This window comes from Bradyrhizobium sp. (genome assembly GCF_047605465.1).
Taxonomy (GTDB): Bacteria; Pseudomonadota; Alphaproteobacteria; order Rhizobiales; family Xanthobacteraceae; genus Bradyrhizobium.
In genome coordinates this window covers 62,013-82,237 of the sequence record NZ_JASGFS010000009.1, presented here as the reverse complement: position 1 = coordinate 82,237, position 20,225 = coordinate 62,013, and the positions used below count along the sequence as shown (strand labels likewise).

The following is a 20,225-nucleotide window of genomic DNA, read 5'->3' as shown; positions in this document are numbered from 1 at the left end:
GCGGCGGCCAAAACACCGATTCGCTGAGCACCTTTGAGAGTACGAGCGGACCAGACCAGCCGATGCCGATTACAATCCTCGACCTGATCCTGCTCGGTGTGATGCTCATCTCGGGCCTGCTCGCCATGGTCCGCGGCTTCATGCGCGAAATCCTGTCGATCGCGGCCTGGGGCGCGGCGGCGATCGTGACCCTCTACTCGTTCTCCAAGCTGCTGCCGACCGCAAAGACCTATTTCAACAACGACACCGTCGCGAGCGTGGTGGTGGTCGCGGGCGTGTTCGTCGGCACCCTGGTCGTGGTCTCCGTGATCACCGTCCGGATCTCCGACATGATCCTGGATTCGCGGATCGGCGCGCTGGATCGCACCTTGGGGTTCCTGTTCGGCCTGGCTCGCGGCCTTTTGATCGTGGTCGTCGCCTTCCTGTTCTTCACCTGGCTCGTGCCGGACAAGCAGCGGCCGGACTGGGTCACGGGGGCAAAATCCCGGGTGGTGCTGCAAGGAACCGGGGATTGGCTGATGTCCCTCTTGCCGGACGACCCCGAGAACACCATCTTGAAGAGATTCAAGAAAAACAAACCAGATGATGATCAAGCTGATTCCGAGCAGCAGCCTTCGGGCAGCGGCGACGGATACAGCAAACCGGCTCGTGACAGCCTTAAAAAGCTGATCGAGAAACCTGCGGCGCGTTGATTTGAGCCCAGAGAGAGGCGCGGACGAGATGCGACACCCTGACCAGGACGCCCAATATGATCTCGATCTCGGCCCGGCCGCGCTAGAGCTTCAGGACGACCTGGAGGGGGATACGCTACGCGAGGAATGCGGCGTATTCGGCATCTACGGCCACCCGGACGCCGCCGCCATCACGGCGCTCGGCCTCCATGCTCTCCAGCACCGCGGCCAGGAAGCCGCCGGCATCGTCTCCTACGACGGCAGCCGGTTTCATTCGGAACGCCGCCTCGGCCTCGTCGGTGACACCTTCTCCCGCCGCGAGGTGATCGACCGCCTGCCCGGCAACATGGCCGTCGGCCATGTCCGCTATTCCACCACCGGCGCGACCATCCTGCGCAACACGCAGCCGCTGTTCGCCGAGCTCAACGCCGGCGGCCTTGCCGTCGCCCACAACGGCAACCTCACTAACGGTCTCACCCTGCGCCGCGAGCTCGTGAAGAACGGCGCGATGATGCAGTCGACCGTCGACACAGAGGTGATCCTTCATTTGGTCGCGCGCTCGAGGCGCAGCCGCTTCATCGAACGCTATATCGATGCGCTGCGCGAGATCGAAGGCGCCTATGCGCTGGTCTCGCTGACCAACAAGAAGCTGGTCGGCGCGCGCGATCCGCGCGGCATCCGCCCGCTGGTGCTCGGCGATCTCGACGGCTGTCCGATCCTGACGTCGGAGACTTGCGCGCTCGACATCATCGGCGCGCGCTTCGTCCGCGACATCGAGCCGGGCGAAGTCATCGTGTTCGACGAGAACGGCCAGGATGTGCACAAGCCGTTCCCGCCAACGGCGCCGCGGCCCTGCATCTTCGAATACATCTATTTCTCCCGGCCGGATTCGATCGTCCACGGCCGTTCCGTGTACGAGGTGCGCAAGGCCTTCGGCGCCCAGCTCGCGCGCGAGAGCCATGTGCCGGTCGACGTCGTGGTGCCGGTGCCGGATTCCGGCGTGCCCGCCGCGGTCGGCTACAGCCAGCATTCCGGCGTGCCGTTCGAGCTCGGCATCATCCGCAACCACTATGTGGGCCGCACCTTCATCCAGCCGACGCAGGCAATCCGCGAATCCGGCGTGCGCATGAAGCACTCGGCGAACCGCGCCGCGATCGAAGGCAAGCGGATCATCCTGATCGACGACTCGCTGGTGCGCGGCACCACCTCGAAGAAGATCGTGCGCATGATGCGCGATGCGGGCGCGACCGAAGTGCACTTCCGCCTCGCCTCGCCGCCGATCATCTATCCCGACTATTACGGCATCGACCTGCCCGACCGCGGCGGCCTCCTGGCGGCGACGCATTCGCTTGAGGAGATGCGCGAGATCATCGGCGCCGACTCCCTAGCCTTCCTGTCGATCGACGGCATGTACCGCGCCATGGGCGAGCCCGGCCGCGACCCGGCCAATCCGAAGTTCTCGGATCACTGCTTTACCGGCGCCTATCCGACGCATCTCACCGACCAGACCCAGACCGAGCCACAACAGCGGCAATTGTCGCTGCTGGCCGAAGCAAGCTGAGACCGCGGGAGCCATCCCGATCTCCGCAGGATTTCCCCCGACGCCCGAGGCGCCGGGGGGCCTGCAACGGATCTTAGCCTCTCGCTTCCGGGTCGGATGCCTTGCACCGCTCCGGAATGACGATGCCGCGGGCTTGTGCGGGCCGCGCACCTCTGCAATACCGCCCGCATGACAAAGCCCCTCGCCAACCGTATCGCTCTCGTCACCGGCGCCTCCCGCGGCATCGGCTTCGCCACCGCCAAAGCGCTCGCGAAGGCCGGCGCGCATATCGTTGCGACGGCGCGGACGCAAGGCGGCCTGGAAGAGCTCGACGACGAAATCCGGAAGGACGGCGGCAGCGCCACGCTGGTGCCGCTCAACCTGACCGATTCCGACGGCATCGCACGGCTCGGCGCAGGCCTGCACGAGCGCTACGGCAAGCTCGACATCCTCGTCGGCAATGCCGGCGTGCTCGGTCCGTCCTCGCCGATCGGCCATATCGAGTTGAAGAACTTCAACGACGTGATGGCGGTCAACGTCTCCGCGAACTTCCAGCTGATCCGCTGCATGGAGCCCTTGCTCAGGCAGTCGGACGCCGGGCGCGCCGTGTTCATCACCTCGGGCGCCGCCAACAAGGCCACCGCCTATGTCAGCCCCTACGCCGCCTCCAAGGCCGCGCTGGAAACGCTGGCCCGGGCCTGGGCGCAGGAGACCGCGAACACGCCGCTGCGCGTCAACCTGTTCAATCCGGGTCCGATCCGCACCCGGATGCGCGCCACGCTGATGCCGGGCGAGGATCCGGCGACTCTCGACACGCCCGAGCAGGTCGCCGAATTCATCGTGCCGATGTGCGCACCCGACTGGACCGAAACCGGCAAGTTCTACGACTACAAGGCCCGCAGCCTGATGAGCTTCCGTCCCCCGGCCTGATTGACTCGGATGCCTCCCCGCGATTGACTGCCCGCGCTCAAGCGGCAGCAAGCCGCAAGCCAAAAAGGGAGGTCGCCATGGCACCATGGCATGATTGCGCAGGTCTTGCTCGTGCAAGGCTGAAGCCTGTGCTCGCACGTGTCTCTCACGCCTTCTCCATCCTGATTGCAGCCGTCGTGTTCGGTCTTCCCGGCATGGCGACCGCGGGCGACATCCCGACCTTCGCCGTCGATCCTTCCTGGCCGAAGCAATTACCGAACAACTGGATCCTCGGACAAGTCGGCGGCATCACCGTCGACTGGCAGGGCCACATCTGGGTGATCCATCGCCCGCGTTCGCTCACCGACGACGAGAAAGGCGCGAGCCTCGACCCGCCGCGCTCGAAATGCTGCGTGTCGGCCCCGCCCGTGCTCGAATTCGACGTCGACGGCAACCTCCTGCGCTCCTGGGGCGGTCCGGGCCAGGGTTATGAATGGGTCGGCCGGGAGCACGGCATCGAGGTCGATGAGCGCGGCTTCGTGTGGATCGGCGGCAACGCCGACAACGACAACGCGATCCTGAAGTTCACGCTCGACGGCAAGTTCGTCGCCCAGATCGGCAAGATCGCACCGAGCCTCGGCAGCAACGACACGACGCAACTCGGCAAGCCCGCCGAGACCGCGCTCGACAAGGATGCGAACGAAATCTACGTCGCCGACGGCTACGGCAACCGCCGCGTCATCGTGTTCGACGCGACGACGCTCGCCTACAAGCGGCACTGGGGCGCCTATGGCAACAAGCCGAACGACGACAAGCAGGCCGCCTACGATCCCAAGGCGCCCGTCTCGCAACAGTTCGGCAATCCCGTTCACTGCGTGAAGATCGCCAATGACGGGCTCGTCTACGTCTGCGACCGCATCAACAACCGAATCCAAGTGTTCAAGAAGGACGGCTCATTCGTAAAGGAGTTCTTCTTCGAGAAGAACACGCTCGGCAACGGCGCGGTGTGGGACATCGCGATCTGGCCCGATCCGAAGCAGACCTGGCTGCTCAGCGCCGACGGCGAAAACAACGAGATCAGGGTCATCAAGCGCGACGACGGCAGCGTAGTCGGCAGCTTCGGACACAACGGCCGCAACGCCGGGCAATTCCACTGGGTGCACGCCATGGCGATCGACGCCAAGGGGAACGTCTATACCGCCGAGGTCGACACCGGAAAACGCATCCAGAAATTCAAGCTGACCTCCGACGCGCTGAAGTAAAGACCGCAGCGCACTCTGCCCAAAAGTTAACCGCCGGATGACGCGAGGCCACCGCATCATCCGGCTTTAGGCGCATTGCCGCAAACCGCGGGACACGGTAGAGCCAACACCCGGAACAAGGCTCCACAAGAGAGCCATCCGGATATTTGACAATGGAGGAAACCCTTTATGACGACGACGTTCGCTCGCCGCTCAGCGGCCCTTCTTGCCTTCGCCGCCTTCGGTTTTTCATCATCCGCCTACGCCCAGGACAAGACCGCAAAGATCGGCGTCCTGACCGACATGTCCAGCCTTTATGCCGACATCAACGGCCCCGGCGCCGTGGTGGCCATCAAGATGGCCGTCGAGGATTCCGGCCTGCTCGCAAAGGGCTGGAAGATCGACGTGCTGGGCGGAGATCACCAGAACAAGCCGGACGTCGGCGTCAATGTTGCACGGCAGTGGATCGACACCGAGAAAGTCGACGTGATCTCGGATACGCCGAACTCAGGCGTGGCGCTCGCCATCAGCAATCTCGTCAAGGAGAAGAACGCCATCCTGCTGAACTCGGGTGCGGCCAGCGCCGATCTGACCGGCAAGGCCTGCAACGCCAATACCATCTCCTACACCTACGACACCTATATGCTCGCCAACGGCACCGGCAAGGCACTGACCAAGGCCGGCGGTGATACCTGGTTCTTCCTGACCGCGGATTATGCCTTCGGTGCGGCGCTCGAACGCGACACCACGGCCGTCGTGACGGCGAATGGCGGCAAGGTGCTCGGCGGCGTCAAGCATCCGCTGAACACCTCGGACTTCTCGTCCTTCCTGCTCCAGGCGCAGAACTCGAAGGCCAAGATCGTCGGTCTCGCCAATGCCGGCGGCGACACCACCAACTCGATCAAGCAGGCGTCCGAATTCGGCATCGTCGAAGGCGGTCAGAAACTCGCCGCGCTGCTGTTGTTCATCAACGACGTTCACTCGCTCGGCCTCAAGACCGCGCACGGCCTGACCTTCACCGAATCCTTCTACTGGGACCTGAACGACGACACGCGCGCCTGGTCGGCCCGCTTCCAGGAACGGGCGGCCAACAAGGCAAAGCCGTCGATGACGCAGGCCGGCAACTATGCGGCCGTGCGGCATTACCTGAAGGCACTCGAGGCCCTCGGCGGCAACCCGCATGACGGCGCCAAGGTCGTCGCCAAGATGAAGGAACTTCCGACCGACGATCCGCTGTTCGGCAAGGGCCCGCTGCGCGAGGACGGACGGCGCCTGATCCCGGCCTATCTGTTCGAGGTGAAGAAGCCGGAAGAGTCCAAGGGACCGTGGGACTATTACAAGCTGATCGCCACCATCCCGGCGGAAGATGCGGCAAAGCCCCTCAAGGACAGCGACTGCCCCCTGGTGAAGAAATAGAAGACAGACGCACCTGTAGGGCGGGCCGTGGCGCGAAAGCGCCGTGTCCACCCTATGGGATGTCCTTCGCCGCGGTCAGTGTCCGCACCGCAATTGCAACGCACACGATCATCAGCACAGCCGCAAGCAGGAATGGCGCGCCGGGCAGAGGCAGCGGCGCGCCTCCGCTGATGAAATACGAAAACGTCAGCGTGAACAGGAACGGGCCGACGAGCTCCGATACGCTCTGCACGCTCGCGGTCGCTCCCTGCAACTGTCCCTGCTGATCGGGAGCGACCTGGCGCGTCATCAGGGATTGTATCGCCGCGCCGGAGACTCCCCACAACGACATCACGGGAATGCCGATCCAGAACAGCGGCCCGGTCGGCGCGCACCCGAAGATCAGGAAGCCGAGCGCTCCGCAGTACAAGCCGAGCAGCAGCGCATTCCGCTCACCGAGCACGCGCACGATCGGACCGACCGCAAGCCCCTGCACCACCATGGCGCAGATGCCGACCATCGCGAGCGTCAGCCCGACCGTCTTGGAATCCCAGCCATAACGGTACGTCGCATAGAGCACGAAGGTCGAAGGCAGCACCACATGCGCGACCTGAGCGATGAAATTGACCACCGACAGCCCGGCGAGGACGGCATGGGAGCGCAGGAGATGCAGCGCCCCGATCGGATTGGCATGAGACCAGCGGAAGGGCGCGCGCCTTTCGGCCGCCAGCGACTCCGGCAGGATCAGCAGTCCGTAGAGCGCGTTGGCAAGACTGAGACCGGCGGAAGCCCAGAACGGCAGGCGTGGATCGATGTCGCCGAGCAGGCCGCCGAGTGCGGGCCCCAGGATGAAGCCGGCGCCGAATGCCGCGCCGATCCTGCCGAAGATCGCCGCGCGGCGCTCCGGCGGCGTGACGTCGGCGATATAGGCGAACGCCGTCGAGATGCTCGCCGAGGTGATGCCGGAGATCACGCGGCCGATGAACAGCCAGATCAGGGACGGCGCGAGCGCCATCAGCACGTAGTCGGCGGCGAGCCCGAAATTCGACAGCAGCACCACCGGCCGGCGTCCGAAGCGGTCCGACAGCGCACCGAGCACCGGCGAGAACACGAACTGCATCAACGCCCAGGCGGTCCCGAACAGGCCGAAGATGCGCGCCGCGTGCGCGGCATCGTTGTCGACGAAGCTCGCGACGAGCTTCGGCAGGATCGGCATGATCACGCCGAGGGCGACCATGTCGAGCAGGATGGTGACGAAGATGAAGGCGACGGCGCTGCTCCGGACCGGTGTCACACCTGACGGAGGCTCACCGGTCTCGCCGCTCACGACAATCGCTTGCGCTTGTGCGCGAAAGGATTGGCCTTCTCGCGCAGGGTGATGCGCACCGGCGTGCCCGGCAGGTCGAACGCCTCGCGCATCGAGTTAGTCAGGTAGCGCAGGTAGGATTGCGGCACCGCGTCCGCGCGCGAGCAGAACAGCACGAAGCTCGGCGGGCGCGCCTTGGTCTGGGTGATGTAATTCAACTTCAGCCGGCGGCCCGACACCGCCGGCGGCGGATTGGCCTGGACCGCCTGCTCGAACCAGCGGTTGAGCGCGGACGTCGGCACGCGCCTGTTCCAGACCGCGTAGGCGTCCTGGATTGCCTGCATGAGGCGATCGATGCCCTCGCCCATCAAGCCGGATACGGCGACGATCGGCACGCCCTTCACCTGGGGCAGCCAGTGGTCGGCATCGCGGCGCAGACCCGAGATCGCGCCGCCGCCCTTGCTCTCCATCAGGTCCCACTTGTTGGCGGCGAGCACCACCGCGCGGCCTTCGCGCTCGATCAGGTCGGCGATCCGCAGATCCTGCTCCTCGAAGCGGTTCTGCGCGTCCATCATCATCACGACCACTTCGGCGAAGCGCACCGCGCGCAGCGCGTCCGCGACCGACAGCTTTTCCAGCTTCTCCTCGATACGCGAGCGCCGGCGCAGGCCCGCGGTGTCGAACACGCGGAAATCGCGGCCCTTCCAGTTGATCTCGACTGCGATGGAATCGCGCGTGGTGCCGGCCTCCGGGCTCGTCAGCAGGCGCTCCTCGCCGAGCAGATGGTTGATCAGCGTCGATTTGCCGGCATTGGGCCGGCCGACGATGGCGACCCGGATCGGGCGCGTCGCGGCCTCTTCCTCGGAGATCGGTTCGTCGTCCTCGTCCTCTTCCTCGTCGACGGGCTCCGGCATGAGCTTGCTGAGCGCGTCGTAGAGTTCGCCCATGCCCTCGCCGTGCTCGGCGGAGATCTGGATGGGATCGCCGAGGCCGAGGGCGAAGGCCTCCATCGCACCGGCGTCGCCGTGCTTTCCCTCGCTCTTGTTGGCGATGAGCAGCACCGGCTTGTCGGCCTTGCGGGCGAAATCGGCGAAGGCGCGATCGGTCGGCGTCAGGCCGATGCGGGCATCGATCACGAAGAACAGCGCGTCGGCCTGCGCGATCGCGGTCTCCGTCTGCTCCTGCATCCGCGCCGTCAGCGAGCCCTTGGCGCCCTCGTCGAGCCCGGCAGTATCGATGATGGTGAACTGCAGGTCGCCGAGCCTGGCCTCACCCTCGCGCCGGTCGCGGGTGACGCCGGGCAGATCATCGACCAGCGCGAGCTTCTGCCCAACCAGGCGGTTGAACAGCGTCGACTTGCCGACATTGGGCCGGCCGATGATGGCGATCGTGAAGGACATCGGTCATTCGTGCGCTGCCGGGGCTGCGCCTGTCAATGCAATGAAGGGATCAGCGTGAGAAGCTGCCGCTCGGAAGCGGAGCCGGGAAAGCGCCCGGTGACTGCTGTTGCTGCGTGGTCTGCGCCGATTGCGCGGGCTGGGCCGTCTGGGCGGATTGATCCGGCGGAGGCGCGGTGGTGCGCTTGCGCACGATCTTGTGCTTGGGCGGCGGAGTGGCCGCGGGCGGCGCCGCCTCGGGCTGGGCCTCGCCATCGACTTCGCCGGCCGGCGCCTCAGCCGGTGCCGTCTCGGCCGTGGCCGGCTGCTTGCTCTTCTTGGCCTTCGCGGATTTCGACGATTTGGGCGGCTCGGGTGGCGGCTCTGCGGCCGGAGGCGCCGCCGCAACGGCAGCGTTCTGCTGGTCCTGCTGCTGTTGCGCGCCCTTGTACATGTCTTTCGGCACGCCCTGCTCGAGGCCGGGGACGCCTTCGGGGAAGACCGGCTTGCGGTCGCCCGGCAGCTTCTTCTTGGTGTCGAGGAAGTCGAGAAGGTCGCTCGGATCGAACCCGCCGCTGGAGCAGCCGCCCAGAACGCCCGTAAAGGCGATCAGGACGGCGGCTGCGATCAAACGTGGCGTGCGGCGCATATTGATGTCCCGTCTAACTTCTGAAGGCCGTCGGCTCGTCGTCAGCTCTTGGCGACGGTCGGCAGCAGGGCCTGGAGTGCTTCGGCACGCGAACGCAGGCCCGGCGGCGTTTCGCCATCCTCGGCGATCGCGTCGAGCCACTTGCGGGCCGCGGTCATGTCGCCATTGCGCCAGGCCGACAGGGCCAGCATCTCGCGGGCACTGTGGCGGAAAGTCGCCCCCGGCGCAGCGGAGGTTTCCAGACGCTGTTGCATGTCGGCGTAGCTCGCGCCGTCGAGCAGCAAGCCGGCGGCGCGAATCTTCGCGAGATCCTGCCACTCCGTGCCCACGCTGCGATCGGCGGCGACGTCGTCGTACAGCTTGGCGGCGGCCTTGGGGTCGCGGCTCGCGGCCTCGGCGGCGGCGCGCAGCCGCGCCAGCGCGCGATAGCCCGCAGGCGCCTTGGCGGCGAGATCGGTGAACGCCGTTTCGGCTTCCGCATGCTTGCCCTGATCGGACAATTCGGCGGCCTTCTCGAAGGCGGCACCCGCTTCGGCGGCCTTCTTGCCCTCGAGGTACTGGTAACCGCGCCAGCCACCCACGGCGGCGACGATCAGCACCATCAGCGCGATGAAGTAGATCGAATACTTATCCCACAGCTTCTTGAGCTGTTCGCGACGTACTTCCTCGTCGACTTCGTCAAATAATTCAGACACTTATGCTAATCCCATGCCCGTCCGGGTGCGCGCGCCGAGGCGTTCGCGTCAGGAATCCCGTCCCCCACGTGGCGGCGAGGTACCCTAACGATATGGCGGTGGCAAGGCAAAGCGAGCCCGATCAAGGCGTTAACGCCCCGATGGGAGCCGGCAGGCCCTCCCCCGCTCACGTTCCCAGGACCTCCCGCAGCTGTCGTTTCATGACCTTGCCATTGGCGTTGCGCGGCAATGGCTGGGCCGTGATCGCCACCGTTTCGGGGACCTTGTAGTCCGACAGCCGTTCCGCACACCACGCCCGCAGCGCTTCGTCGGCCACCGGCGCACGCGTCACCACGACCGCGTGGACCCGCTCGCCGAGCACCGGACACGGCTTGGCGATGATCGCGCTCTCGACCACGGCGGGATGGCCGGCCAGCACGGATTCCACCTCGGCGGAATAGATCTTCAGGCCGCCGCGATTGATCATGTCCTTTTGCCGGTCGAAGACACGGACGAAGCCGTCGGCGTCGATCGAGCCGAGGTCGCCGGAATGCCAGAAGCCGGCGGTGAAGCTCTCGGCCGTGGCCTTCGGATTGTTCCAATAGCCCTTGATGACCGAGGCGCTCCGGATCCAGAGCTCACCGATCTCGCCATGTGGCAGTTCGCGCCCATCCGGCCCCATCGCGACGATCCGCGCGCCGGGACACGGCAGGCCGACGCTGTCGATATGGCTCGCCGTCAGCTCGCCGGGCATGATGGTCGACGGCGATGTCGTCTCGGTCGCGCCGTAGCAATTCGTCAGCTTGAGGCCGGGAATCTTCGCCTCCAGCTTCTCGATGGTCGCGACGGGCATCGGCGCGCCGCCGAAGCCCCCGATGCGCCAGCTCGACAGGTCGTAGCCGTCGAAATCCGGCTGAAGCAGGCAGAGATTGTACATCGCAGGCACCATCACCGTGTAGGTGACGCGCTCGCGCGCGGCGAGCTTGAGATAATCCGCGGCCTTGAACTCGGGCATGATGATCAGCGTGCCGCCGCAGCGGATCATCGTCGTGATATTGGCGACGACGCCGGTGACGTGGCCGAGCGGCACCGCCGCGATCGAACGGTCTGCCGCCGTCAATTTCAGGCAGGACACGAACACCATCGAGGAATGCACGATGTTGCAATGGGCGAGCATGGCGCCCTTCGGTTTGCCGGTCGTGCCCGACGTGTAGAGGATCATCGCGGTGTCCTCTTCGCCCACTTCGGCGGGCGCTGGCGCCGGCGTGTTGTCCGCGAGCACGGCAAAGCCCGACAGATGCGGGTCGTCATCGACGGCGATGCGGTGGATCACGTCGGGAATGTCCTGCGCATCGGGCAGCCGTGCGGCCAGCGTCGCTTCGTGGATCAGGATCCTGGCGCCGCAATCGGCGAGCACATAGGCGATTTCCGGCTTCTGCTGCCGCGTGCTGAGCAGCACGGTGACGAGCCCCTCATGGGCGGCCGCGAACAGCAGCAGCGGAAATTCGATGCGGTTGCCGAGCAGGATCGCGACGCGGTCGCCGCGCTGCAGGCCGAGCTTGCGAAAGCCCGCCGCGATCCGCGCGGCCCGGTCCACGGCCTGCCGCCAGCTCAGACGGACCTCGCCGCAGATCAGCGCATCACCGTCGGCGTTGCCGGCGCACGCCTCCGCGATCATCGCCCAGAGGCTGGCGGGCCGGTCGCAAAATGCCGGCACGACCCGATCGCCGAAGCGTGCTTCGGCTCGCATCGGCGGAATCTGAGATTGCGACCAGTCCATCCAGGGCCCTCGGCTTGTTGTCTCGTCACTTGCCGCGCACGGAGACGCGGAACTGTCCTGCGCAGACCTGCCGCCGCTAGCTTCCCATGACGGGAACGCCGATGACAACGGGATGGAACGCGAAAGCCAGCGCCAGATAGGCGACGACGCCGACCGCAACCGCGATCAGATCGTTGGTGACGCCGCCCACCGGAATCGGCGGTGCGCCGCGATCGGCGCGATGCTTCAGCGAAATGCGGTCATACACCGCCCAGCCGAGAAACGAGCCGAACAGGATCATGGAGCCGAGGTCGCCGTTCGCCAGCAAATGCGCGGCCGCCCACAATTTGATGCCGGCGAGCATCGGATGCTTCAGCGTCGCGTAGATGCGGCCGCGCAGATATGACGCGACCACCATGATGACGGCAGGCAGCATCAGCGCAAGGGTGATGTGCTTCAGCGCCTTCGGCGGATACCAGACATCGATCCAGCCGGTCGCACGGTAATGCGCGAAGCCCCAGATGATCAGCGCGAGCCCCGCGAGCGAAACCAGCGAATAGAGGATCTTGTAGGTCCCCTCGCCCAGCTTCGCGATCGCCTGCGCACGCGCGTCTCGTTTCGTTGTGAAAATATGGGCAGCGAAAAACAGCACCAGCCCCAGGATCATGACCAGCAGACCCACGACATCCTCTCCTCAGGAAACGCCCCCGCTGCTGAGGTATCATTGATTGGCGGCCGCTCGCAACGGGGCTGCTTTCGGAGGTCATAGCGGGAACGGGGCAACGCGCGCTTCCCGGGACGACGGAATGGAACGGCGTTACTTGCCGAGCTCCCGATTGTCGACATAGCGGATCGCGATCGGCCGGCCGGCCAGCGCGCCGCCGAGACCGCTGGTGAATTTGAGCGGCAGGCAGGCCTTCAGCGATTCGTTGATTGCGTTGAGGTAGGTCGTCCTCGTCTCCGCCGGGACGCCCCCGGTCGCGTAGGTCAGGCGCGGCGGCCCGATCAGGCCTCCGGCCCTGTTGAAGCTGAAGCGGACCGACATCTGCATGCCCGCATGCGCATTGTCCGATGGCGGCGACCAGCAGCCCCGCAGTTCGGCAAAGAGATCGCCGATCGTATCGAGATCGTGATCCGGCTTCTGGTACTTGCCGCGGTCTGCCTCGGGCGGCACGCTCTCCACCGTCAGCTGGAGATTCTCGCCGTAGGGATAGTCGATCTCGGGAATGCAGGGGCCGTGCTGGAGCACGCTGCAATAGGACGGCGTGCAAGGGCGCGAGTCGAGCACGCTGCACGGCTCGTGCGAAAACGGGATCGGATTGATCTGGCGCCGCTGCGCGTCGGCGGCGACCGCCGATATCGCCAGCAAAGCAAGAACGAGAATGCCGCGCCACATGACGTGACCTCACAGTGCCATGTCATCCAACGTGGCATCGTCGATCGACGCGTCAAGCCCGCCGCCGTTCACATGCTCGCGTTCGACCTCGGTGCCGTCGTCGGGCCTGACCGGGGCGCAACCCACAGGCTGTCCTGCCCCCAATGTGCGCAAGGCACGCTTGGCCGCGGCGGGCGCGAGCGCGCCCTAGCCTTTCTTCTTCACGTCCTTGACGTTGGTGAACTCGATGCCCTCGGCACGGTCCTTCGTATAACCGAGATAGAACTCGTTCCTCGCCAGGTACACGGGATCGCCGTCGACGTCGTCGGCGATGCTCGAGGTGTTGGCGGCGATGAAGGTGTCGAGCTTCTTGCGGTCGTCAGAGGCGACCCAGCGGGCGAGCTGGAACTCGCTCACCTCGAACTCGACCGGCAGTGAATATTCCGCCTCGAGCCGCGCCTTCAGCACGTCGAGCTGGAGCGCGCCGACGACCCCGACCAGCGCAGGCGCGCCGTCGCGCGGGCGGAACACCTGCACCACGCCCTCTTCCGACATCTGCTGAAGGGCTTCCTTCAGCTTCTTCGCCTTCATCGCGTCGGTGAGACGCACGCGGCGAACGATTTCCGGCGCGAAGCTCGGCACGCCCACGAAGGTGAAATCCTCGCCCTCCGTCAGCGTGTCGCCGATGCGCAGCGTGCCGTGATTGGGAATGCCGACGACGTCGCCGGCGAACGCCTCGTCCGCCACCGAGCGGTCCTGCGCGAAGAAGAATTGCGGGCTCGACAGCGGCATGCTCTTGCCGGTGCGCACCAGCTTGGCCTTCATGCCGCGGCTGAGCTTGCCGGAGCAGAGCCGTGCGAAGGCGATACGGTCGCGATGATTGGGATCCATGTTGGCCTGGATCTTGAACACGAAGGCGCTCATGCGCGGATCGGTCGCCTCGACCTTGCGCTGGTCGCTGTCCTGCGCGCGCGGCTCGGGCGCGAACTTGCCGAGCCCTTCCAGCAGATCGCCGACGCCGAAATTGCGCAGCGCGCTGCCGAAATAGACCGGCGTCAGATGCCCCTCGCGGAACGCGGCGAGCTCGAACGGCTTGGAGGCCTCGGTGACGAGCTCGAGTTCGTCCTTCACGGCCGACACGTCGAGATTGGCGTTGAGCTTGGCAAGCTCAGCGATCTCGATCTGCTGCGCCGCGCCGGTCTTGGCACCGCCGCCTTCGAGCAGTCGCACGCCGCCATTGACGACGTCGTAGGTGCCGAGGAAGTCGCGGCCGCGACCGACCGGCCACGTCATCGGCGTGGTGTCGAGCGCCAGCGTCTTCTCGATCTCGTCCAGGAGCTCGAAAACGTCGCGGCTCTCGCGATCCATCTTGTTGATGAAAGTGATGATGGGAATGTCGCGCAGGCGGCAGACCTCGAACAGCTTTCGCGTCCGCGCCTCGATGCCCTTGGCGGCGTCGATCACCATCACGGCGGAATCGACGGCCGTCAGCGTACGATAGGTGTCTTCCGAGAAGTCCTCGTGGCCCGGCGTATCGAGGAGGTTGAACACCAGCCCTTCGAACTCGAAGGTCATCACCGAGGTCACGACGGAGATGCCGCGCTCGCGCTCGATCTTCATCCAGTCCGAGCGCGTGTTGCGCCGCTCGCCCTTGGCCTTGACCTGGCCGGCCAGGTTGATGGCGCCGCCGAACAGCAGCAGCTTCTCGGTCAGCGTGGTCTTGCCGGCGTCCGGGTGCGAGATGATCGCAAACGTGCGTCGCCGCGCGACTTCAGCGGCAAGCGGGGAACGGGCCGGCGATTCGGCTGATATGGCGATGTCGGACATGGCGGGAGCGTTTGGCAGGGAAAATGGGCCTGATCAAGCCTCATTTGGTGATTGAAAAGCCCCCTGGCCAGCCCCATATCGGCCTTGGGAAGGACGACCTTCCTGCTCATCAGCACATCACCTGCGGGGACGACCCTGCCTCAAATGGAGGGTTGTCATGGCTTGGGCCATATTGTTCGTCGCCGGCCTTCTCGAAATCGGCTGGGCGATCGGCCTCAAATACACCGAGGGCTTCACCCGGCTCGTTCCATCCGTCCTCACGCTCGCGGCCATGGCCGGCAGCGTCATCCTGCTCGGGGTGGCCCTGAAAACGCTCCCGATTGGAACCGCCTATGCGGTTTGGACCGGTGTCGGCGCGGTCGGCACCGCGGCGCTCGGCATCATCCTGTTCGGCGAGCCCGCCACCGCGTTTCGCCTCGCCAGCATCGGGTTGATCGTCGCCGGCATCGCCGGGTTGAAGTTCGTTACCTGACGAAAATCTGGACCGCCCACCAGGACAGCGCCGCGACGATCGCCGAGGCCGGGATCGTGATCACCCAGGCATAGACGATCGAGCTCGCGACGTTCCAGCGCACCGCCGAGACCCTGCGGGCGGCACCGACACCGACGATGGCGCCGGTGATGGTATGGGTGGTCGAGACGGGAACTCCGAGGAAGGTCGCCATGAAAAGGGTCGCCGCGCCTCCGGTCTCGGCGCAAAAGCCCTGCATCGGCGTCAGCTTGGTGATGCGCAGGCCCATGGTGCGGACGATACGCCAGCCGCCCATCAGCGTGCCCAGCGCCATCGCCGCCTGGCAGGACAGCACCACCCAGAACGGCACCGAGAATTCGCTGCCCAGATGGCCCTGCGAGTACAGCAGCACGGCGATGATGCCCATGGTCTTCTGGGCGTCATTGCCGCCATGGCCGAGCGAGTACAGCGAGGCCGAGGCGAATTGCAGGATTCGGAAGGCGCGGTCGACTGCGAACGGCGTGGAGCGCACCGAGGCCCAGGACACGATCGCGACCAGCATCATGGCCAGGAGGAAGCCGACCAGCGGCGACAGCACGATCGCCAGCACCGCCTTGGACAGCCCGCTCCACACCGCGGCCGAAATCCCCGCCTTGGCCATGCCGCCGCCGACGAGGCCGCCGATCAGGGCGTGCGACGACGAGGATGGGATACCGAGGGCCCAGGTGACGAGATTCCAGACGATGGCGCCGACGAGAGCCGCGAAGATCACCTGCGCATCGACGATCGCGGGATCGATGATGCCGGTCCCAATGGTCTGGGCGACGTGCAGCCCGAACACCATGAAGGCGACGAAGTTGAAGAAGGCGGCCCAGAAGACCGCGAATTGCGGCCGCAGCACCCGGGTCGAGACGATGGTCGCGATCGAATTGGCGGCATCATGCAGGCCGTTCAGAAAGTCGAACAGCAGCGCGACGGCGATCAGTCCGACCAGGACGGGAAGACCCAACGCGGTATCCACGGCGAAGCCCCTGCTCTAGAACTTGTGCAAGATCCCCGCGCAAACGCATTTCGCGTTCGTCGCGAGGCAAGACCGCTGCCGACTTGTCCGGATCATGCCTAGACCTGCTCGATGACGATGCTGTTGATTTCGTTCGCGACGTCGTCGAAGCGGTCGGCAACCTTCTCGAGGTGATCGTAGATCTCGACGCCGACGATGAAGTCCATGGCGTTGCCTTCGCGATGCTTGAGAAACAGCTCCTTCAGTCCGATGTCGTGGAGGTCGTCGACGCGGCCTTCGAGCTTGGTCAGCTCTTCCGTGATGGCGGTCAGCATCGCGACGTTCGGGCCGATCGATTGCAGCAGCGGCAGTGCCCGGCCAACCAGATTGGCGCATTCGATGAGAAGCGCGCCGATCTCGCGCATCGGCGGCTCGAAGGTGCGGACCTCGAACAGCATCACGGCCTTGGCGGTCTGCTGCATCTGGTCGATGGCGTCGTCCATCGACGTGATCAGGTTCTTGATGTCGCCGCGGTCGAACGGCGTGATGAAGGTGCGGCGCACGGCCGTCAGCACCTCACGGGTGATGTTGTCGGCGTCGTTCTCGAATTGGCTGACCCGCTGGCAGTAGACCGGCGTCTCCTCGCCCCCGTTCAACACGCCCTGGAGCGCAATGGCACCCTGGATCACGGTCTGGGCATGGCGGTCGAACAGGTCGAAGAACCGTTCTTCCCTGGGCAGGAGAGCGCGAAACCATCGCATCATTGGGGAGTCTACCGGTTGGAAATGGCCCGGCCCGAGCGAGCCGTCACAAAACTGTCATAGACCATTTTCGATCCGCGCGCGTGTCATCTCACGCCCGCGAAGCCGGATCATCCACCGCTTTCACGAAACAGGTAAATAGGCTCTAAATCAAAGACTTAGAGCGACCGTCGGAAGTAATGCGCGATTTCACCGATGACGCCGCGGCGGAAGGCCAGGACGCAGAACACGAAGATCGAGCCCTGGATCACGGTCACCCACTGGCCAAAACCCGCCAGGTATTGCTGCATCGCGATGATCACGAAGGCTCCGACCACGGGACCGAAGATGGTGCCGAGACCACCCACCAGCGTCATCAGCACGACCTCGCCCGACATCGACCAATGCACGTCCGTGAGCGAGGCATTCTGCGCCACGAACACCTTCAGCGAGCCGGCGAAGCCGGCCAGCGTCCCCGACAGGACGAACGCCAGGAACTTGTACTGGTCGGTCCGGTAGCCGAGCGAGATCGCGCGCTGCTCGTTCTCGCGGATCGACTTCAGGACTTCGCCGAACGGCGAATTGATGATGCGGTAGATCAGCAGGAAGCCGGCAAGGAAGCCAACCAGCACGACGTAGTAGAGCACCGTCGGCTTGGACAGATCGAACACGCCGAACATGCGTCCCTGCGGAATGCCCTGGATACCGTCCTCGCCATGGGTGAACGGTGCTTGGAGATAGATGAAATACAGGAGCTGCGACAGCGCCAGCGTGATCATCGAGAAGTAGATGCCCTGGCGGCGGATCGAGATGTAGCCGGTGATGATCGAGAGCACGAAAGCCGCCGCGATGCCGACGAGAATGCCGAGCTCGGGCGGGAGCGCCCACACTTTCAGCGCATGCGCGCTGCAATAGCCGGCCGTTCCCAGGAACATCGCGTGTCCGAACGACAGCAGCCCGCCGTAGCCGATCAGGAGGTTGAAGGCGCAGGCGAGCAGCGCAAAGCACAGCGCCTGCATCACGAAGAACGGGTAGACCCCCGTGAACGGCACCGACGCCAGCAGCAGCGCCATCACCACGAACACGGTCATCTCGTCGCGCATCGCGCGCGGGGTCATCGGCAAAGTATCGTCCGTCAAGGCTGTCATATCAGGCCGCCCTTCCCGTCAGTCCCGTTGGCTTCACCAAGAGCACCAGCACCATCAGCACGAACACGACGGTGTTGGAGGCCTCGGGGTAGAAATATTTGGTCAGGCCCTCGATCACGCCGAGCGCGAAGCCGGTGATGATCGAGCCCATGATCGAACCCATGCCGCCGATCACGACCACCGCGAACACGACGATGATGAGGTCGGCGCCCATCAGCGGCCGCACCTGGTTGATCGGCGCCGAAAGCACACCGGCGAGCGCGGCGAGGCCGACGCCGAGGCCGTAGGTCAGCGTGATCATGCGCGGCACGTTGATGCCGAAGGCGCGGACCAGCGTCGGATTCTCCGTGGCGGCGCGCAGGTAGGCGCCGAGCCGGGTCTTCTCGATCAGGAACCAGGTCGCGATGCACACGACCAGCGAGAAGATGACGACCCATCCGCGGTAGACCGGCAGGAACATGAAGCCGAGGTTCATGCCGCCCTTGAGCTGGTCCGGGATGGCGTAAGGCAGGCCGGAGGAGCCGAAATAGTTCTGGAACACGCCCTGCACGATCAGCGCAATGCCGAAGGTGAGGAGAAGACCGTAGAGGTGATCGAGCCCGGTCAGCCATTGCAGCATGGTCCGCTCCAGGATCATGCCGAAGATGCCGACGATGATCGGCGCGAGCAGCAACGCCCACCAGTAGTTGATCCCGCCGAGGTTCAGCAGGAAATAGGCGACGAAGGCGCCCATCATGTAGAGCGCGCCATGGGCGAAATTGATGATGTTGAGCATGCCGAAGATCACGGCGAGCCCGAGACTGAGCAGCGCGTAGAACGAGCCGTTGATCAGTCCCACCAGTAGCTGAGCGTAAAGAGCCTGCATCGATCTCGCACCCGGTCCCTTCGGCGTCCCCTGGAGGTGCCCGCAGGCCTGAAAGACCTGCGGGCGGTTGTCTTACTTCTTGAGCAGCGCGCACTTGCTCTCGGAGAGCGGCGTGAAGGCCTGGTCGCCCGGCACGGTGCCCACGAGCTTGTAGAAATCCCACGGTCCCTTGGACTCGGAGGGCTTCTTCACCTCGAACAGATATGCGCTGTGGATGGTGCGGCCGTTCGGCTGGATCTCACCCTTGCCGAACAGCGTGTCGTCGGTGGGGATCGACTTCATCTTGTCGACCACCTTGACGCCATCATGCGGATTGCCGCCGAGGGCTTCGAGCGCCTTGAAATAGTGCAGAAGGCCGGCATAGACGCCCGCCTGCACCATCGTCGGCATCGCGCCGTTCTTCATCCGCTCCGAGAACTTCTTGGAGAACGCCCGGGTCTGGTCGTTCATGTCCCAGTAGAAGGTCTCGGTGAAGTTGAGGCCCTGCGCCGTTTCCAGGCCGATCGCCTTGACGTCGGTGAGGAACAGCAGCAGCGCCGCGAGCTTCTGGCCGCCCTTGACGATGCCGAATTCGGCCGCCTGCTTGATCGAGTTGGTGGTGTCGCCGCCGGCATTGGCAAGGCCGATGATCTTGGCCTTGGAGGCCTGTGCCTGCAGCAGGAAGGACGAGAAGTCCGGCGTGTTCAGCGGATGCTTGACGCCGCCGACCACCTTGCCGCCGTTCGCGGTGATGACCGCCGTGGTGTCGCGTTCGAGCGCCGCACCGAAGGCATAGTCGGCGGTCAGGAAGAACCAGGTGTCGCCGCCCGCCTTGACCAACGCCTGCCCCGTGGTGTGGGCCAGCATGTAGGTGTCGTAGGTCCAGTGCACGGTGTTCGGCGTGCACTGCGAGTTGGTGAGGTCCGAGGTCGCCGCGCCGGAGTTGATGTAGACGCCGTTCTTCTCCTTGACGACGTTGTTGACGGCGAGCGCCACGCCGGAATTCGGCACGTCGACGATGATGTCGACCTTGTCGACGTCGAACCATTGACGCGCGATCGCGGTGCCGATGTCGGGCTTGTTCTGGTGGTCGCCGGAGATGATGTCGATCTTCCAGCCCTTCGCCGTGAGGCCGGAATCCTCAACGGCCATTTGCGCGGCGAGCGTCGAGCCGGGTCCGCCGAGGTCGGCGTAGAGGCCGGACTGATCGGAGAGCGCTCCGATCTTGACGGTCTTGTCCTGCGCGGAGGCGACGCCGGCTGCGGCGAACGTCAGTGCAGTCGTCAGCAGAAATGACGCAATCGACTTGGTCTTCATGCA

19 protein-coding genes are annotated in these 20,225 nt (G+C 65.1%); 6 read left to right on the top strand and 13 right to left on the bottom strand.

Going from position 1 to position 20,225, the window contains the following annotated elements:
- Positions 1-62 precede the first annotated feature (62 nt).
- From QM712_RS11165 to QM712_RS11145, 5 genes are all read left to right on the top strand, one after another.
- Positions 63-692 carry a CvpA family protein gene (locus tag QM712_RS11165; protein WP_415023152.1) on the top strand — a complete coding sequence of 210 codons (630 nt, stop codon included), beginning with the start codon at positions 63-65 and terminating at the stop codon, positions 690-692.
- 28 nt (positions 693-720) lie between these two features.
- Positions 721-2,232: an amidophosphoribosyltransferase gene (gene purF / locus QM712_RS11160; protein ID WP_415023151.1), complete on the top strand. Its 1,512-nt coding sequence runs from the start codon at positions 721-723 to the stop codon at positions 2,230-2,232.
- 168 nt (positions 2,233-2,400) lie between these two features.
- A complete protein-coding gene (locus QM712_RS11155) occupies positions 2,401-3,141 on the top strand; it encodes an SDR family NAD(P)-dependent oxidoreductase (RefSeq protein ID WP_415023150.1) in 741 nt (246 codons plus the stop codon).
- 77 nt (positions 3,142-3,218) lie between these two features.
- Positions 3,219-4,382, top strand: a complete 1,164-nt coding sequence (locus QM712_RS11150; protein WP_415023149.1) for a hypothetical protein — start codon at positions 3,219-3,221, stop codon at positions 4,380-4,382.
- Positions 4,383-4,550: 168 nt separating this feature from the next.
- Positions 4,551-5,777 carry an ABC transporter substrate-binding protein gene (locus tag QM712_RS11145; protein WP_415023148.1) on the top strand — a complete coding sequence of 409 codons (1,227 nt, stop codon included), beginning with the start codon at positions 4,551-4,553 and terminating at the stop codon, positions 5,775-5,777.
- A 52-nt stretch (positions 5,778-5,829) separates the two neighbouring features.
- On the opposite strand, the gene QM712_RS11140 is transcribed toward QM712_RS11145, so the two are convergent.
- The 8 genes from QM712_RS11140 to QM712_RS11105 form a co-directional block, all read right to left on the bottom strand.
- Complete coding sequence (locus QM712_RS11140) at positions 5,830-7,083, bottom strand: TCR/Tet family MFS transporter (protein WP_415023147.1); 1,254 nt, start codon at positions 7,081-7,083, stop codon at positions 5,830-5,832.
- Positions 7,080-8,462, bottom strand: a complete 1,383-nt coding sequence (gene der, locus QM712_RS11135) for a ribosome biogenesis GTPase Der (RefSeq protein ID WP_415023146.1) — start codon at positions 8,460-8,462, stop codon at positions 7,080-7,082. Before der ends, QM712_RS11140 begins: the two co-directional genes overlap by 4 nt.
- 49 nt (positions 8,463-8,511) lie before the next feature.
- On the bottom strand, positions 8,512-9,087 hold the full coding sequence (locus tag QM712_RS11130; protein ID WP_415023145.1) for a hypothetical protein: 576 nt from the start codon (positions 9,085-9,087) through the stop codon (positions 8,512-8,514).
- Positions 9,088-9,128: 41 nt separating this feature from the next.
- A complete protein-coding gene (locus tag QM712_RS11125; protein ID WP_415023144.1) occupies positions 9,129-9,782 on the bottom strand; it encodes a tetratricopeptide repeat protein in 654 nt (217 codons plus the stop codon).
- Between the two features lie 166 nt (positions 9,783-9,948).
- Positions 9,949-11,541 carry a class I adenylate-forming enzyme family protein gene (locus tag QM712_RS11120; RefSeq protein WP_415023143.1) on the bottom strand — a complete coding sequence of 531 codons (1,593 nt, stop codon included), beginning with the start codon at positions 11,539-11,541 and terminating at the stop codon, positions 9,949-9,951.
- Positions 11,542-11,617: 76 nt separating this feature from the next.
- Positions 11,618-12,202, bottom strand: a complete 585-nt coding sequence (locus tag QM712_RS11115; RefSeq protein WP_415023142.1) for an NnrU family protein — start codon at positions 12,200-12,202, stop codon at positions 11,618-11,620.
- 135 nt (positions 12,203-12,337) lie between these two features.
- Positions 12,338-12,916 (bottom strand): hypothetical protein, encoded by a 579-nt coding sequence (locus QM712_RS11110; RefSeq protein ID WP_415023141.1) that lies wholly within the window; start codon positions 12,914-12,916, stop codon positions 12,338-12,340.
- A gap of 186 nt (positions 12,917-13,102) precedes the next feature.
- Positions 13,103-14,722, bottom strand: coding sequence for a peptide chain release factor 3 (locus QM712_RS11105; RefSeq protein WP_415023140.1), 1,620 nt, complete (start codon positions 14,720-14,722; stop codon positions 13,103-13,105).
- Between the two features lie 157 nt (positions 14,723-14,879).
- Here QM712_RS11105 and sugE point away from each other — a divergent pair, with 157 nt between their 5' ends.
- Complete coding sequence (gene sugE, locus QM712_RS11100) at positions 14,880-15,194, top strand: quaternary ammonium compound efflux SMR transporter SugE (RefSeq protein ID WP_415023139.1); 315 nt, start codon at positions 14,880-14,882, stop codon at positions 15,192-15,194.
- On the opposite strand, the gene QM712_RS11095 is transcribed toward sugE, so the two are convergent.
- The 5 genes from QM712_RS11095 to QM712_RS11075 all read right to left on the bottom strand — a co-directional run bounded on the left by QM712_RS11095 (position 15,187) and on the right by QM712_RS11075 (position 20,222).
- Positions 15,187-16,194 (bottom strand): inorganic phosphate transporter, encoded by a 1,008-nt coding sequence (locus tag QM712_RS11095; protein ID WP_415023138.1) that lies wholly within the window; start codon positions 16,192-16,194, stop codon positions 15,187-15,189. The two genes, sugE and QM712_RS11095, sit on opposite strands and share 8 nt — an antisense overlap.
- Before the next feature lie 98 nt (positions 16,195-16,292).
- Positions 16,293-16,937, bottom strand: a complete 645-nt coding sequence (locus QM712_RS11090; RefSeq protein ID WP_415023137.1) for a DUF47 domain-containing protein — start codon at positions 16,935-16,937, stop codon at positions 16,293-16,295.
- Positions 16,938-17,092: 155 nt separating this feature from the next.
- Positions 17,093-18,061 carry a branched-chain amino acid ABC transporter permease gene (locus tag QM712_RS11085; RefSeq protein ID WP_415023136.1) on the bottom strand — a complete coding sequence of 323 codons (969 nt, stop codon included), beginning with the start codon at positions 18,059-18,061 and terminating at the stop codon, positions 17,093-17,095.
- Position 18,062: 1 nt separating this feature from the next.
- Positions 18,063-18,926, bottom strand: a complete 864-nt coding sequence (locus tag QM712_RS11080) for a branched-chain amino acid ABC transporter permease (protein ID WP_415023135.1) — start codon at positions 18,924-18,926, stop codon at positions 18,063-18,065.
- Positions 18,927-18,998: 72 nt separating this feature from the next.
- Positions 18,999-20,222 (bottom strand): ABC transporter substrate-binding protein, encoded by a 1,224-nt coding sequence (locus QM712_RS11075; RefSeq protein WP_415023134.1) that lies wholly within the window; start codon positions 20,220-20,222, stop codon positions 18,999-19,001.
- Between the last annotated feature and the right edge of the window lie 3 nt (positions 20,223-20,225).